This window comes from Frondihabitans sp. PhB188 (genome assembly GCF_003752365.1).
GTDB lineage: Bacteria > Actinomycetota > Actinomycetes > Actinomycetales > Microbacteriaceae > Frondihabitans.
Genome location: NZ_RJUO01000002.1, coordinates 706199 through 721266, shown reverse-complemented (window position 1 = coordinate 721266; position 15068 = coordinate 706199). Strand labels below are relative to the sequence as shown.

General features: G+C 69.6%; 14 protein-coding genes. 1 reads left to right on the top strand and 13 read right to left on the bottom strand.

Annotation, left to right across the window (positions count from 1 at the left end; translation table 11 throughout):
* Positions 1-57: 57 nt before the first annotated feature.
* From EDF46_RS08300 to EDF46_RS08265, 8 genes are all read right to left on the bottom strand, one after another.
* Positions 58-591: a GNAT family N-acetyltransferase gene (locus EDF46_RS08300; protein WP_123505785.1), complete on the bottom strand. Its 534-nt coding sequence runs from the start codon at positions 589-591 to the stop codon at positions 58-60.
* Between the two features lie 154 nt (positions 592-745).
* A complete protein-coding gene (locus EDF46_RS08295; protein WP_123505784.1) occupies positions 746-2530 on the bottom strand; it encodes a fibronectin type III domain-containing protein in 1785 nt (594 codons plus the stop codon).
* A 212-nt stretch (positions 2531-2742) separates the two neighbouring features.
* Complete coding sequence (locus EDF46_RS08290; protein ID WP_123505783.1) at positions 2743-4389, bottom strand: HAD family acid phosphatase; 1647 nt, start codon at positions 4387-4389, stop codon at positions 2743-2745.
* A gap of 68 nt (positions 4390-4457) precedes the next feature.
* Positions 4458-4907: a DUF6314 family protein gene (locus EDF46_RS08285; RefSeq protein ID WP_123505782.1), complete on the bottom strand. Its 450-nt coding sequence runs from the start codon at positions 4905-4907 to the stop codon at positions 4458-4460.
* Positions 4904-6130 carry an ABC transporter permease gene (locus EDF46_RS08280; protein ID WP_123505781.1) on the bottom strand — a complete coding sequence of 409 codons (1227 nt, stop codon included), beginning with the start codon at positions 6128-6130 and terminating at the stop codon, positions 4904-4906. The genes EDF46_RS08285 and EDF46_RS08280 overlap by 4 nt, the downstream gene beginning before the upstream one ends.
* Positions 6130-7113, bottom strand: coding sequence for an ABC transporter ATP-binding protein (locus EDF46_RS08275; protein WP_233579939.1), 984 nt, complete (start codon positions 7111-7113; stop codon positions 6130-6132). Before EDF46_RS08275 ends, EDF46_RS08280 begins: the two co-directional genes overlap by 1 nt.
* Positions 7114-7178: 65 nt before the next feature.
* Positions 7179-8198 (bottom strand): LacI family DNA-binding transcriptional regulator, encoded by a 1020-nt coding sequence (locus tag EDF46_RS08270; protein ID WP_123505780.1) that lies wholly within the window; start codon positions 8196-8198, stop codon positions 7179-7181.
* 46 nt (positions 8199-8244) lie between these two features.
* The gene (locus tag EDF46_RS08265) at positions 8245-9222 is read right to left on the bottom strand and encodes a hypothetical protein (RefSeq protein ID WP_148061172.1); all 978 of its coding nucleotides are present in this window, start codon (positions 9220-9222) and stop codon (positions 8245-8247) included.
* A gap of 86 nt (positions 9223-9308) precedes the next feature.
* Here EDF46_RS08265 and EDF46_RS08260 point away from each other — a divergent pair, with 86 nt between their 5' ends.
* On the top strand, positions 9309-10607 hold the full coding sequence (locus EDF46_RS08260) for an ATP-dependent RecD-like DNA helicase (protein ID WP_123505936.1): 1299 nt from the start codon (positions 9309-9311) through the stop codon (positions 10605-10607).
* A 76-nt stretch (positions 10608-10683) separates the two neighbouring features.
* On the opposite strand, the gene EDF46_RS08255 is transcribed toward EDF46_RS08260, so the two are convergent.
* The 5 genes from EDF46_RS08255 to EDF46_RS08235 all read right to left on the bottom strand — a co-directional run bounded on the left by EDF46_RS08255 (position 10684) and on the right by EDF46_RS08235 (position 14910).
* Complete coding sequence (locus tag EDF46_RS08255) at positions 10684-11334, bottom strand: heme oxygenase (biliverdin-producing) (protein WP_123505778.1); 651 nt, start codon at positions 11332-11334, stop codon at positions 10684-10686.
* A gap of 69 nt (positions 11335-11403) precedes the next feature.
* Positions 11404-11817 (bottom strand): DUF4383 domain-containing protein, encoded by a 414-nt coding sequence (locus EDF46_RS08250; protein ID WP_123505777.1) that lies wholly within the window; start codon positions 11815-11817, stop codon positions 11404-11406.
* A gap of 45 nt (positions 11818-11862) precedes the next feature.
* On the bottom strand, positions 11863-13152 hold the full coding sequence (locus tag EDF46_RS08245; protein ID WP_233579938.1) for a chloride channel protein: 1290 nt from the start codon (positions 13150-13152) through the stop codon (positions 11863-11865).
* Complete coding sequence (locus EDF46_RS08240) at positions 13149-14135, bottom strand: glycyl-tRNA synthetase (RefSeq protein ID WP_123505776.1); 987 nt, start codon at positions 14133-14135, stop codon at positions 13149-13151. Before EDF46_RS08240 ends, EDF46_RS08245 begins: the two co-directional genes overlap by 4 nt.
* A 295-nt stretch (positions 14136-14430) precedes the next feature.
* Positions 14431-14910 (bottom strand): PaaI family thioesterase, encoded by a 480-nt coding sequence (locus tag EDF46_RS08235; RefSeq protein ID WP_199738235.1) that lies wholly within the window; start codon positions 14908-14910, stop codon positions 14431-14433.
* Between the last annotated feature and the right edge of the window lie 158 nt (positions 14911-15068).

Genomic DNA, 15068 nt, shown 5'->3' with positions numbered 1-15068 from the left:
AGTTGTCGGGGCTTCACCGGGGCCGGGCGGGAGCGGCGCCGGGTGCCCGTCGAGAACTCAGGTGCGGTGCGGGCTGTCGTCGTCGGGGTCGGCGGGCGAGGGGCCGTCGCCCGGCACCGACCCTGAGTTGCCGACGGCGGGGCGCTCCATCACGTAGTTCACGAGCTCCACGCCGCGGGTGATCGGCCGCCCCTCGGCGACGACGACGAAGCCATGCCGCTCGAAGAACGGGCGCGCCGTGCGGCTGGCGTGCACCGACCGGGGGCCGTCGCCGAGCGACTCGAGCAGCCGGGAGGCGACTCCCCGTCGGGCCACGGCGGGGTCGACGAAGAGCATGTCGATGCAGCCGGAATCGTCGACATCGCTGAACCCGACGACGCGGCCCTCCGCCACGGCGACGACGGTGGCGGAGGCCAGCCGTCTGGCCGCCCAGTCGCCGCCGTCGATGTCGTCCGACGCCCACGCCTCGATCTGCGCCGGCGTGTAGTCGCCCGCCGCCGTCACGCGGATTGCCCGCCGGAACACGGCGAGCGTGGCGGCGGCATCCTCGGGGAGGTACGCCCGGAGCTCCACTCGGGCGTCCTCGCTCACGGCAGGTAGTACGTCGGGTTCGGCAGCTGGAGGGGCCGCGCGGCGAGCATCGGCCCCGGACTGCCGAGGCTCACTGGAGCTCGATAGTTCCTGCGCCCGGCCCTTGTCGACGGGGCCCCGTTCCCGGTCAGCTGAGGACTCCTGCCCGGGCGCTCTAGCTCGGATGCCGCACGCCGATGTATGCCTGCGCCCCGCGACCGGCGGCGTTGTAAGCGACCATGCTGAGCGAGACGCTCGCGTCGTGCCGCAGGCCCGAGATCACGATGGGGCTGTGCGTCCCCGTCGCCGACCGACCGCCCGAGGTCGTCACCACGTACTGGGTGATGGGCGATCCGCCCGTGGAGGCGGGAGGCCTGAAATGGACGGTGACCTTGCCCTTGCCGCTCGCTGCCGAGAGGACTACGGGGGCGCCGGGTACCCGGACGACGGGCGCCGCCGTCCCGAGAGACTTCTTTGCGGCAAGGCTGACATTGCCGGCCCGGTCGACCGCGAACAGCGCGATCGTGTAGCGGACGCCCGTCCTCAGGGTCGGCAGGGTGGTGCTGGTCGCAGTGCCAGCCGAGAGCGAGATACCGCTGTTCGGTCCTACGCGCGCACCGTTGCCCTGGACGAGCCGAGCCACGCTGGCGACCGCGTCGCTAGATTTCGACACTTTCCAGGTGGCCCTCGAGCCGGAGATCGCGAGCCCCGTGGGTGCGGCGGGCGGCGTGAGGTCGTCTCGAGCCTGGTACTGGAAGCGACCCGAGATGCGGTGACCGCCGGCACCCGGCGTGCACGCCAGGTCGAATTCGACGTCCGCGACGGTCGGAAGATCGCGGTCGTCGACCGCGAACGAGCGCACCGTCTCTGTGCCTTCCTCGCTGTCGCTGCAGGGCCCGCGGTTGTCGACGGAAACGTAGGTGCCGTACTGGCTGCGGTCGAGGGCGTTGAACGGGGTCGTGTTGTGGACTCCCACGGCCAGGGGCGTGCCGAAGGTGTCCGACCGCAGCTGGACGGTGTACAGCTGCGAGCCCCGGTTGGGCGCACCGAGCTCCGCGTACGGCTCCACCCCGATGAACGACCAGCCGCTGGCGCGGAACCAGATGACGTCGGCGGCAGCGGCGTCGACCGTCGTGCCTGCCACGTCGCCGGTGGTCTGGAGGCGCGTCGTGCCGAGCATGCCCTGTCCGGAGACGGCGACCTTCTGCGTCTTCGAGCCGATCGGGATCGACAGGGTCGCCTGCGCCGGCCCGCCCTTCGTCGGGTCGAAGACGACGTCGAACCGGCAGGTGGCGCCGGCCGCGAGCACGACCGGGCAGCCGCTCTTCCCAAAGTCGAACGACGACCTCGACAGACCGGAGAACGCCTTCGCGCCGAGCGCCAGACCCACGGCGCTTCGGTTGTGGAGCGTCTGCGTCATGCGGATGGGGGCGCCCGGCGCCGTCATCGGGAAGACCATGTGGCGCATCCCGATCGACACGGACGTCCCCTCGTCCTGCCCGAGGCGGAACTCGCCGATCCCCTCGAGGACGACGTCGAACCGGGTGATGCGACCGCTCGCATCGGACGCCAGGTCGATGATGTCCGCGCGGTCCGCCTCGGTCGTGATCGAGCCGACCGCCACCGTGTACGACGGCACAGCCGGATCGGGCTCGTCCGTGCCGGTGGGCCGGGCGTAGAACGTGCCAGGACGGAGGTAGTCGCCCTTCGGCGGCACGATCGAGAAGCCGAAGCGGTCACGGCCCGAACCTCCGCCCATGCTGATGCCGGCGCTCGTGGTCGCCGTGTTCAGCTGAAGGCCGCTGCCGTCCGCGAAGAACCTCGAGAGGGGTGAGTCCGGACCGCGGGCGGCGAGGCTGATGCTGCCGATCCGCGTGGTCGCCGCGGCTTCGGCGGGGGCCGGAACGGCCATGAGCGCTCCCAGGCTGATCACCCCCAGGCCCAGGGCCAACGCGACCATGGTCGCCGATCTCGTTCTGCGCGTGCCGCTCTTCCGACGCATCCCAGCCCCCGGTCTCTCCGGGCGGCGCGCATCGCTGCCCTGAGAGAACGTTATGACACAGTTCGACTCCTACGTCGGGTGGCGTCCAGGCGATTTCCGGGGTACGGCGCGACGTGCGGTGGGCCGCACCCGGGCTCCTGCCTTCGGCAGGGCTGCGCTCGTGCTCCTGCCTACGGCAGGTAGTACGTCGGGTTCGGCAGCTTGACCGCCCGGCCGTGGCCGCCGATCAGGTCGCTGAACTGGTCGCCGTAGTTCGCGACGATGTAGTACCCGCCGCCGGCGCTCGACTCGACGTGGGCGCGGGTCTGCGACTTGTACTCGATCGTCGTGCACTTGGCCGCGGCGCACGTGACGTACGACGGCTGCTGCGACGAGCCGACCCCGGTCCACTTCGTGTAGTAGTTCGCCGAGGTGAACCCGGTGTAGCCGACCTTCGCGAGGTTGGCGATCGTGGCGGCCTTCTGGTTGTCGTTGCGGCCGGTGAGGCCGATCAGCGTGCACCCGGCGGCCTGCGCCACCTGAGTGAGCGTCGTCATCTTCGGTGTCGCGGGGAAGCGCTCGTCTTGCACCCAGACGTCCTGCTCGGCGGGGTCGAACGTGAAGTGCATGTCGGCCACCTCCATGTCGTACGTCCACAGCGTGGTGTCGTCGGCGTCGAGCACGATCGCCGGCTTCTCGCCTTTCTCGCTGGCGGCGTAGCACTCCGACGCGACCTTCGGGATCTCCCGCTTCACCAGAGCCGCCATCTCGCTGATGTACGGCGATGTGGTCTTGTTCGAGATGCCCGTGCCGGTGTCGCCGTAGTACTTCGCGATGGTCGACTTCACGCTGTCGATGTTGGGGATGCCCTCGCCGCCCTGGGTCAGGCCGCTGGAGCCGTCCGCCTTCATCGTGAAGCGGGTCCGCGGCGCCAGCCGGGGCTCCGAGACGCCGGGAAGGTCGGCCGACGGCAGGTAGTAGGTGGGGTTCGGCAGCTTCAGGATCCGGTCGGCGTACCCGCCCTGGAGGTCAGACCACTGGTCGCCGACATTGAGGGCGATGTCGTAGCCGAGGCTCTCGATGTGCTTGCGGGTGAGCGCCTTGTACTCGACGGTCGTGCACTTGGCTGTCGCGCAGGTCACGTACGAGGGCTGCTGCGACGATCCCGTCCCGGTCCACTTCGTGTAGAACCTGTCGGCGGTGAATCCCGTGTAGCCGACCTTGGTGAGGTTCGCGAGGGTGGCCGCCTTCTGGTCGTCGTTGCGGCCGGTGAGGCCGAAGACGGCGAAGCCCATCTTCTTCGCCGCCGCGACGAACGACACCATGGACGGCGTCGCCGGGAACCGTTCGTCTTGCACCCAGACGTCCTGCTCGGCGGGGTCGAACGTGAAGTGCATGTCGGCCACCTCCATGTCGTACGTCATGAGAGTGGTGTCGTCAGCGTCGAAGACGATCGCGGGCTTCTGGTGGTGCCGCTTCGACGAGGCGTAGAGCGAGCGGAGCGCCCGCTTCTCGGACGACACGATCGACGCCATCTCGCTGATGTACGGGGACGCCGTCTTCGAGGCGATGCCCGTGCCCGGATCGCCGTAGTACTTCGCGATGGTCGACTTCACGCTGTCGATGTTGGGGATGCCCTCGCCGCCCTGCCTCGCGCCGCTCGAGCCATCTGCTGCCATCACGAACTGGGTGCGCGGCGAGAGTGCGCTGTCGCTGTGATGCGTCGGTCCGTGATGCGACGGCGCGTATCCGGAGGCGGAGGCGCCGCTGACGAGCGTCGCTCCCAGCGCGAGTGCCGCGATGGCGGCGACAGTGGTCATGGACCTGCGACGTGGCATGGGTGTCCCTCGAGTGTGATCGTTCCGCCCTGATCGAAGCGGACCCCCTGTTCGGGGGTGATTGCACTCTACGCAGAAATCACGCGCACGTACCTCGTGTCGACGACGTAGTCCTTGGCGGGGCCGGTGGCCGCCCAGCGCATCGTCCACGCGTCAGCCGAGCCCGCCGAGCCCGCCGAAGACCCCGCATCGGCGCCCTGCGAAGGCCCGGCGACGCGGCCGCGGTAGAGGTCGGGCGCGCAGTCGTGCACGAGCGGCTCGTCGACCTGCCACGGGTGAAACGGTCGTCCGTCGGCGAACTCGACCCGCCAGCCGCTCTCGTCGGCCACGATTCGCCGCGTCTGCGCCACCGGCACAGGCCCCGTCGGCCCGTCGAGCGTTCCGGTCTCGACCCAGTCGACACCGTCGGGGCCCACCGTGAACACAGCCGTCCCGACCACCGGCATCCGCGACCCCGTCAGCCGGTCATCGATGATCCTGTCGAACGCCCACTCGCCGAGCAGGTCGAGCGGCGTCACGCTTTTCGCGTCGACCGCAGGACCGACAGCGACACCTTCTTCGAGTACTCGACCGACCCGTACTGGAACAGCCGCACGGCCAGCCGCAGCACGATGATCCCGAGCACGAACTGCTCGACGATCAGGCCGATCGCCTCGACCGGCGACAGCGACGAGAAGCCGTTGCGGAGCATGCCGGTCACCGGCGCCGAGTACGGGAACCAGGTGAACACCTGCACGATGAACGCGCTCGGATCGCTGACGATGAGCGTCACCGCGTAGAACGGCACGAAGATCAGCGCCATCATGATGCCGAAGATCTGGCCGGCCTCCTTGGCCGTCGGCATGATGGCGCCGACGGCGACGAGCGTGCCCGTGAACAGGGTGAAGCCGCCGATCAGCAGCAGTGCCCCGACGATCATCTGCCACGGGTCGAGCTGCAGGTTCGCGAGGTCGAACGACGGCAGGTTGAGTGACGACCGGAAGAACAGGTACCCGATCACGACCGGCAGCGCGAACACGAGCATCTGCACGATTCCGATGACGAACAGCGAGATCACCTTGCCGATGATCAGCGTCGTCGGGTTCAGCGTCGTCAGGATCATCTCCGTGACGCGGTTCTCCTTCTCCTCCAGCGTCGACGTCAGCATCTGGTTGCCCAGCAGCAGGATCACGACGTAGAAGATCGCGAGGAACAGCAGCGGCGGGATCACCCCGGCGACGCCCGCCGAGACCCGCCCGCCCGAATCGTAGGTCGTCGCGTCGACCGGCAGGTCGCCCTGCACCAGCTTCGTCAGCGTGGTGTCGCCGACCTTCTCCTGGGCGCTCAGAGTCAGCACCTGCGTCGCCACCGACTTGTACTTGCCGTTGTCGAAGACCCCGGTGTCGACGCCGTAGACCTCGGTCGCCTGCTTCGCGGGATCAGCAGGGTACGAGAAGTACGCGTCGAGCGTCCCGTTCTTGACGGCGGCGATCGCGGCAGTCGGCGACGCGGCCTCCCTGCCGCCGAGCTTCTGCACCAGCGCGGGGTCGACGATTCCCGACGCGTCGGTGTACGAGAACGAGAACTTCTGGTCTTTCTGCGACGCCACGCTCGAATCGGTCGACGAGTTCGCGGCCACGATCAGCGCGACGACGATGCCGATGATCACGGGCACGATGAGCGTCGTGATCCAGAACCGCCGCTTCGACAGCGTGCGCCCGATCTCGAACGAGACGACGGTCGAGAGGTTGTGCTGCGCCATCAGGCGGCCTCGCCGCTGTATCCGTGGGCGGCCTCGCCGTGGTGTCCGTCGGCGGCCTCGCTGCTGTGCCCGCCGGCGGCCTCGCCGTAGACCCTCAGGAAGATGTCGTCGAGGCTCAGCTTGCTCGTCTCGAACCCGCGCACCGTCAACCCGGCCTCGATGAGATCGCGCAGGATCCCCGCCTCGTCGACGCCCTCCATCACGGCGAGCTCGGCGTAGTTGCGCTCCCGCAGCGTCACCTCGTACTTGCCCGACGCGGGGATGTCGCCCGAGTAGCGCAGCCGCACCGTAGTGCCGCCGAACTGGTCTTGCACCTCGGGGATCGTGCCGTACGCCTCGGCGGTGCCGTTCTTCAGGAGGATCACGCGGTCGCAGAGCCGCTCGACCTCCTCCATCTGGTGCGTCACCATCAGCACAGTGGCCCCGGCCCGCTTCTGCTCCTCGATGATGTCCATCAGCAGCCGACGGTTGACCGGATCGAACCCCTTGGTCGGCTCGTCGAGGATCAGCAGCTCGGGCCCGTTCATGATCGTGACCCCCAGCTGCACCTTCTGCTGCTGGCCGCCCGACAGCTTGTCGAGCCGAGTCGTCGCCTTGTCGGCCAGGGCGACGCGCTCGAGGTACTCCAGCGACCAGCTCTTCGCCTCGGCCTTGCCGAGCCCCTTGAGCCGCCCGAAGTAGGTCATCACGTCGATGACCGACTCCTTCTTGTACAGCCCGCGTTCCTCCGGCAGGTAGCCCAGGCGGGATCCCTGCTCGGGTGAGAACGGCCGCCCGTCGATGTGCAGCACCCCGCCCGTCGGCTGGTAGATGCCCAGCAGCGCGCGGATGGTGGTCGTCTTGCCCGATCCGTTGGAGCCCAGAAATCCGAACGTCTCACCCGCCCGAATATCGAACGAGAGGTCGTGGATGACGGTGGTTCGCCCGAAATCCATCCGGAAGTTCTGGATGCGGACGATCGGCTCGGTCGTTCCCTGATCCATGGCCGACACCCTACTGGAGGCCGCCGACACCTGCCAGCAGGCGAAACCGGCGCAGGAACTCGGGTCTACCGCCAGTCCACTCCGGGCCCCGCCTCGCCGGACCCCCGCGGCACGAGGCGCACCGGCAGCACCAGCTCGTCACCCCGCGGGGTGCGCGAGGCGAGCGTCTCCAGGGCCAGGCGGGCCGCGCGGGCTCCCATGTCGACGGGGTCGTGCGAGACCACCGTCACGCCGAGCACATCGGCGAGGTCGAAGTCGTCGAAGCCGACGAGCGCCGGAGCCGTCGAAAGGCCCCGGAAGGCGGTGAGCGCGCCGATGGTGACGCGGTTGTTGCTGGTGAACAGGGCCGTCGGCGGGTGGGGGAGCGACAGGAGCTCGCGCGCGGCGTTCCGGCCCCCGGCGGCGTCGTGGAGATCTTCGCGGACGAGTTCGCGAGCTGAAGATCCTGCGCCCGAGGCCACCGCGTCGAGGTACCCGTCGAGCCGCTGCTGATGGGTGGGAAGCCGGGAGTAGTCGCCGATGAAGCCGATGCGGGTGTGGCCGTGGGCGAGGAGGTGCTCGACGGCCATGCGGGCGCCGGCGCGGTTGTCGAGCACGACGCTGTCGGCAGTGAGGTCGGTCGAGGGGCGGTCGACGAAGATGACGGGGATGCCGCGCTCCTGAGCCTGGCCGAGGGCGTCGCTCGACTCGAGGGTGGAGACGACGATGAGGGCTCGGACCTGGCGGGCGACCATCTCGTCGACGAGGACGCGCTCGCGGTCGCCGCTCTCGTCGGTGGACGAGATGACGAGCTGGAGGCCCTCGTCCCGGAGCTCGCGCTCGACGCCCTTGGCCAGCGCCGAGTAGAAGGGGTTGCCCAGGTCGCCGGTCACCAGGCCGATGAAGCTCGAGCGGATGCCGCGCTTGAGCAGCGACGCCATGCTGTTGAGCTGGAAGCCGAGCTCGCCCGCGGCCGTCATCACCTTCTTGCGCGTGGCTTCCGCGACGTGCGGCTCCCCGTTGATGGCGCGGGACGCCGTCTTCAGGCTGACGCCCGCCCGCTCGGCGACGTCGACGAGCGTCGCGGGAGTCTGGGGGATGGGCACGGCGCTCCTGGGTCGGGTGAGTCGATTATGTCAGCGCTGGCGTCCGTCAGCGCGGGGTGATCGTCAGGTTGTTGTCGGAGCCGATGGTGACGAGGTACTCGACGTCGAAGGGGACGTCCTCGTCGATGTCGTAGGCCTGGCCGTCGAAGAGCGACTGGGCCTCGACCTCGAGATGGGCGCGGCCGGCCGCGCGCTTGACGATCCAGACGCCCGACGTCTTCGTCGGCTTCAGCGCCACGGGCGGGTAGGCGGTCATCGACCACGTCGGCGTGGAGGTGACGCGGTCGTCGACCTCCTTGCCGAACGGGCAGCCGGCGGGGAAGAGCACCTTCTGCGAGACGCACGTCGTGCGCAGGTACTTGGTGACGTCGCGGCGGACGCCGTCGGTGAAGCTCTTGCGGGGCTCGACATCGACCGTGCCCTTGGCGACGGCGCCGGGAGCGGCGGCCACGACGGTCGTCTGATCGGCCGTGAGGTAGGTCGTGTCGCGGGTCAGATCGAAGACCGCCGGTGCGAGGACCGTGTAGCGGGTCGCGATGTCGGACCCCTCCGCCTTCACATCGACGCCGTTGGCGGTGAAGCGCGGGTCGTGCTCGGGCGTGACATCGAGGAACGCCGTCGGCGTTGTCCGGAAGCCCCACGCCGTGAAGAGCCCGCCGAAGGCGCCCGTCGGCGCGACGTCGTACACGGCCTCGTGGCGCGTTCCGTCGAGGAGGAAGCTCGCCGTGACGCGGTCGCCCTTCGCCGTCGTGGAGATGTCGTCGATCCGGCCGTCTTCCGGGATGGTCAGGAGCACGTCGTCGGCCGACGGGGTCACGCCGGCGAGGCCGAGCGCGCTCGCCGTGTCGCCGCGGTCGAGGGCGTGCAGGTAGCCGCGGACGAATCCCGACGCGCTGTAGACCGTCGAGTTGAGGATCGCCACCGTCACGACGAAGGCGATCGCGATCCCGACGAGGAGCCCGCCGTAGAGGAGGGCGGCCCGTCTTCTCGCGGATCGCCGCGCGCTCCCCACAGGCACAGACATTTCCACATCCTAACTTCGGCTAGCCGGGTGACCCGTTCGCGACCGGTAGATTGGATGACCCGGGCCGGTCGACGAAAGGGGTGCTCGTGGCTCCAGAGCTGTCGCCCGAGCAGGCCGCCGTCTACGACGCGATCGAGAACACCCGGGAGCACATCTTTGTCACCGGGCGGGCCGGCACCGGCAAGTCGACGCTGCTCAACCACCTGTCGTGGAACACCTCGAAACAGGTCGTCGTCTGCGCGCCCACGGGCGTCGCCGCCCTCAACGTCGGCGGGCAGACCATCCACTCGCTCTTCCGGCTGCCGATCGGGCTCATCGCCGACCACGACATCGACCAGAACTCCGAGCTGCGCAAGCTGCTCAACACCATCGACACGCTCGTCATCGATGAGGTCTCGATGGTGAACGCCGATCTCCTCGACGCGATCGACCGGTCGCTCCGCAAGGCTCGTCAGCGCAAGAGCGAGCCGTTCGGCGGCGTGCAGGTCGTCCTGTTCGGCGACCCGTACCAGCTGCCGCCCGTACCCGGCGACCCGGAGGAGCGCGCGTACTTCAAAGACCACTATCGGTCGATGTGGTTCTTCGACGCCCACGTCTGGGAGGAGGCGACGCTGCGAATCCTCGAGCTCGCTTTCATCCACCGGCAGAGCGATGCCGGCTTCAAGGAGATGCTGAACGCCGTCCGCCACGGTCGCGTCACCGCCGAGATCGCGAACGCGCTGAACACTGCCGGGGCCCGGCCCGTGCCCACCGACGGCACGATCACGCTCGCTACCCGCAACGACACCGTCAACCGCATCAACAAGCTCGAGCTGTCGCGCCTGGCCGGCGGGGTGAAGACGGCGAAAGCCGAGGTGACCGGCGATTTCGGCGGGCGCACGTTCCCGGCCGACGAGGCGCTCGAGCTGAAGGTGGGGGCGCAGGTGATGTTCCTCCGCAACGACTCCGACCAGCGCTGGGTCAACGGCTCGGTCGGCGTGGTCACCAAGATCCGCGACACCGTGTTCGTCGAGCTCGACGGCGAAGAGGTCGAGGTGCAGCCGGCCGTCTGGGAGAAGTACAAGTACACCTACTCCGAGACGACGAAAGAGCTGAAGAAAGACATCGTCGCCGAGTTCCAGCAGTTCCCGCTGCGGCTCGCGTGGGCTGTGACGATCCACAAGTCGCAGGGCAAGACGTACGACCAGGCCATCGTCGACCTCGGTACCCGAGTGTTCAGTGCCGGCCAGACGTACGTGGCACTCAGCAGGATCACGTCACTCGAGGGCCTCTACCTCTCACGGCCCCTGCGACCCGCCGACATCATCGTCGATCTGGACGTGAGGCGCTTCATGTCGCAGGCGACCCGAGTTCCTGCGATTCAGGCTGCGACGGTGGGGTCGTAGGGGCTGCGGGCCTGCCGGACTCCGCTGCGCTTCGCGTCGACGCGCTGCGGTTCGCGTCGCTGTGCGGCGATTCGGGCTATGCCGCGGTTCGCGGCGCGGAGAGCTCGCCGAAGAGGTCTTCGGTCAGGCGGTAGGCGACGCCGACCTCGTCGATGACGCGCTCGCGCTCGTCGTCCGTCCAGCCGACCGAGTCGAGCTGGGCCCGGTAGGTCGACTTGAACTCCTTCGGGCGGGCGATGCCGGCGTAGAGGTAGAAGCCGACTCCGTTCGTCTCGAAGCCGAACTGGCGCTGCATGATCTGGCGGATGATCGCGCAGCCCGACAGGTCGCCGAGATAGCGCGTGTAGTGGTGGGCGACGAAGCCGCCGGTGGAGGTGGCGGCGACGGTCTCGATCCGGTCGACGTAGCGGAGGGTCGTCGGCATCGGGACGACGCGCGACTCCCAGTCGTCGCCGATCAGGAAGCGGAGGTCTTCGCGGATCGCCGGGAGCCGGGTCAGGGCCGGCGACATGAATGCCGCAGCGACAGGGTCGGACTGCCGGGCCTCGGCCGCGCGCTCGAGGGCGCGGTACACGAAGTAGTTTTGCTCGACCATCGCGATGTAGTCGTCGCGCGAGCCGTGGCCGCTCAGCAGCGCCGACATGAAGAGCTCGCTCGCCGCGGGAGTCGATCGTGGCCGTGAACCGCGCTCGCGCAGGACCTGGGAGAAGGGGACGACTGCGTGCATGCGGCGCCTCTCGGTCGCGGTTAGGTGACCCTAACTCTAACGGCGGAGGCCGCGAATCGCCAGGGCTCGCTACGCGAGTTTCGGAGCCTTGAGGATCACCTTGTCGGTCGTGAGGCCGAAGGCGACCAGCAGGAGCCCGGCGAAGAGGTGCAGCAGGTTGTCGGGGGTGTTGAGCGCGAAGATGTTGGCGCCTGTGTGCGCGATGCCGAAGCCGACGAGTGAGAAGACGACGAGAGCAGCGCCGAGGACGACGGTGGCGAGCTTCGCCGGGAGGACGCCGCCGAGGCCCGCCAGCAGCAGCGCGGCGCCGACCAGGACGTGGATCGTGCTGAGGGCCGCATTGACTCCGAAGAGGCCGATCAGGACCGCACCCTCGGCCGTGGCGAACGGGAGCGGGGTCGCCACGAAGAAGCCGAACAGGCCGATGAGCAGGAAGACGATGCCGAGGATCAAGCTCAGGAGCCGATTGGGGGAGTGGATCATGTCGAGGTGCCTCCTAGCGAATGCGTGCCCCCAGCCTAGTTGGACCTACGCCACGCCCTCGCCACGCGGCGTCTTCCACAGCTGACGGCGGGTGATCATGTAGCCGATCGTCATCGAGCCGGCGATCGCGAGGAGGGCCGGCACCAGGATCGCCTGGCCCTGGCCGGTGAACTCGACGACCAGGACGAGCGCCGTCAGCGGCGCCCGCATGCTCGCCGCGAGGAAGGACGCCGCGGCCACGAATGCGAAGGCCGCGATGCCGCTGCCGGGCCAGAGGAGCAGCCAGAGTCCGCCGAGCACGGCGCCGAGCCCGCTGCCGAGGGCGAGCGACGGGGTCAGGGTGCCGCCGGCCGCCCCGGCGCCGATCGTGCCGACGGTCGAGATGAGCTTGAGCAGCACGATGATCAGGATGAAGAGGAGCGGAGCCGCGCCGAGGGTCGCACCGTCGAGGTTCGCGCCGCCGTCGAACCCGAGCTGGCCGAGCGCGCGGCCGTTTCCGAGGATCTGCGGAAACCAGATCGACAAGACGCCCACCGCCGTGAACACCACCGGCATGACGATGAGGATGCCCCAGCTCTTCGGCCGGCGCTCCCCCGCCTTCTTCGCCAGGACGACGAAGCCGAGAGCCGCGAACCCCATGACGGGCCCGGCGATGATCGACCAGACGATGAGGGAAGGGCTCAGCTCGAGGTGGGGGACGCTGTAGAGCGGGGCGGCGCTGGTGACCAGTCTGGCCACGATCGCCGCTATGGCCGACGTCGCGATCGCTGGGACGACGGTCGCCAGGGTGAGCTCGGCGAGGAGGATCTCGACCGCGAAGACGGCACCGCCGAGTGGCACGTCGTAGACCGCGGCCAGACCGGCGCCGGCGCCGCAGGCCACCAGGATCCTGGTCTCGCGAAAAGTGACACCGGTCTTGCGGGTTATCCACTGGGCCGCGAGCGCTGCCAGCTCCCGCGGGGCGACCTCTCGGCCGATGCTCGCGCCGAGTCCGACGATGACGATCTGCAGGGCGATGTTGCCGAGGGACGACCAGAAGGGCATCCGCTCGCCCTTCACCGCGGCCTCGACCGACACCACCCTCCGGCCCCAGCGGCGGACGGCCCACCAGCCGAACCCGCCGATGACGCCGGCGATGAACAGCGCCAGGACGCGCAGGCCGTTGCTCGGGGTCGGCAGCTCGTCGAGGAAGTCGCCCTCGCCGAACCCGTAGACCAGGTGCTCCAGGCCGTGCAGGAGGAAGCTCACGACGAGACCGCTCAGGCCGCTCCCGATGCCGACCAGGATCGTCACGAAAGTCAGTCGGGCGAGCCACTTCATGGGGGGATGCGTCACCCGACGATCGTAGCGATGCGCGGGAAGGGCCTTCGCGCGAGGCCGCGCGTCGGCAATTCAGGCGCGGTGCGCCGCCGCGGCGCCGGCAGGCGCCACAGGCGCGGCGCGCGCCGCGCCGGCCGCGGCACCGCGCCTGAGTTGCCGACGGCACCACGGCCCCGCCGGTGCGCCGCGACGGCGGTCCGCACCGCCAGCGCCACGCGGTCCCACACCTCCACGAGCATCCGGTAGCTGAACCTGACCGGAGTCCGCCCTTCGATGACGATCGCGAGGTCCTTCCGGCGGTCCTTCTCGAACCGCGACTCGTGGAACTCGCGCCCGTCCACCTCGATCCCGACGACCCCGTCGACGACGAGGTCGATCGCCTTGTTCCCGTCGACGGCGACCTGGGTCTCGACCGTGTGGCCGAGCTTGCGCAACCGGGTCCGCGCGATGCTCTCGGGAAAGCTGCCGCACTTCGGGTCGACCCAGTCCGCGATCGAGCGAACATCCTGCGGCAGAGCCTCCAGCAGCTGCGGCACCTCGTCGACGTCGAGGTGCCTCTCGGAGAGCGCCCAGTCGAGCACCGCCACCGCCTCCTCGAACGCGAGGTCGAGCACGGCCTGGCGGAGCGCATCGCGGAGGCCGACTGACATGAGGTCGCCGCGCCCGCCGACCTCGGGGGAGTCCCACACGACCCGGACCCCCTTCCGCCGCCGCAGCCGACTCGCATTCGCCGGCACCGACACGGTGACCGGCGGCTCGCCCCACATCCACGCCCCCCGAATCCGCAGCGCCGAGGCGCCCGTCAGGCGACCACCGACCTGCACGGCCACGAACCGCGGATCGGACTTCGCGAACGTCGTGTACCACCCCCGCCGCGCCCGCCTGACGTGACCGTGGCGCACTGCCCACGTCAGGTCGCGGTCGGTGGCGCCGAGGGCCACGAGGTGATTCTTGTGCAGGATGCCGCCCCTCTGGGCGACCAGTTCGCTGATGATCATGCCGTCGAGGTTCGCGATTCGGCCGGGCCCGGAGGGGTGCTGCGGCCGATCTGTGGAGGGGCGACCGGAGGCGGCCGGCTGTGGAGAGATGGTCGGGCGTCGGCAACTCAGGGGCGGTGCGCAGCGGCGGGCCGCCCCGGGCCGAGTCCGACGGCCGCTCGGCGCACCGGGCCTGAGTTGCCGACGGCGGCGGTGCGGGACGGCGGCGGTGCGGGGAGGCGGCAGTGCGGGACGGCGGCGGCGCCGGGAGGGTGGCGCCGCGGGCTGCCCCGGGGCCGCGGCCGCGCAGCGGCCCCTACAGCACGAGACAGGTCGAGGTCGCCGTCGCCAGCAGCCGCCCCGACCCGTCGACGATCTCGCTCCGCGCCGTCGCGGTCCGCCGCCCGACGTGGTCGGTCACCGCCGTGATGGTGACGTCCCCGAGGTCTGCGGTGATGGGCCGGAGGTACCGCACCTGCAGATCGAGCGTCGTCAGGCTCTGCCCGGGAGCCAGCCGCGTCTGCACGGCATAGCCGATCGACGTGTCGGCCCAGGTCGCGATGACCCCGCCGTGCACCGACGCGATCGCGTTGTACTCGAACTCCGCCGGGTGCGCGACCAGCACGACGCACCCCTCGCTCGCCTCGACCAGCTCGAATTGGAGCGTGTGCGCGATCGGCGGCTGCGGGATCTCCCCGGCGATCATCCGGCGCAGGAACTCGACCCCGCTCGTCAACGGCGCCGCCGCCGCGATCTCGGCGGGGTCGGTCCAGGAGTAGTCGCGTCGTCGTTCCACCCGTCGACCCTACGAGGCGGATCGCCGACCGGACGAGAGGGTACGGAGCGGCTGTCAGCCTCGTGTCCCCCAAAATGCCGCTACAGCCCAGCCTGCGCACATGTTGAGATTGCTTCGCGTCATTCGGACCGCCCCGCACCTCCGCCCTCCGCGTCTCT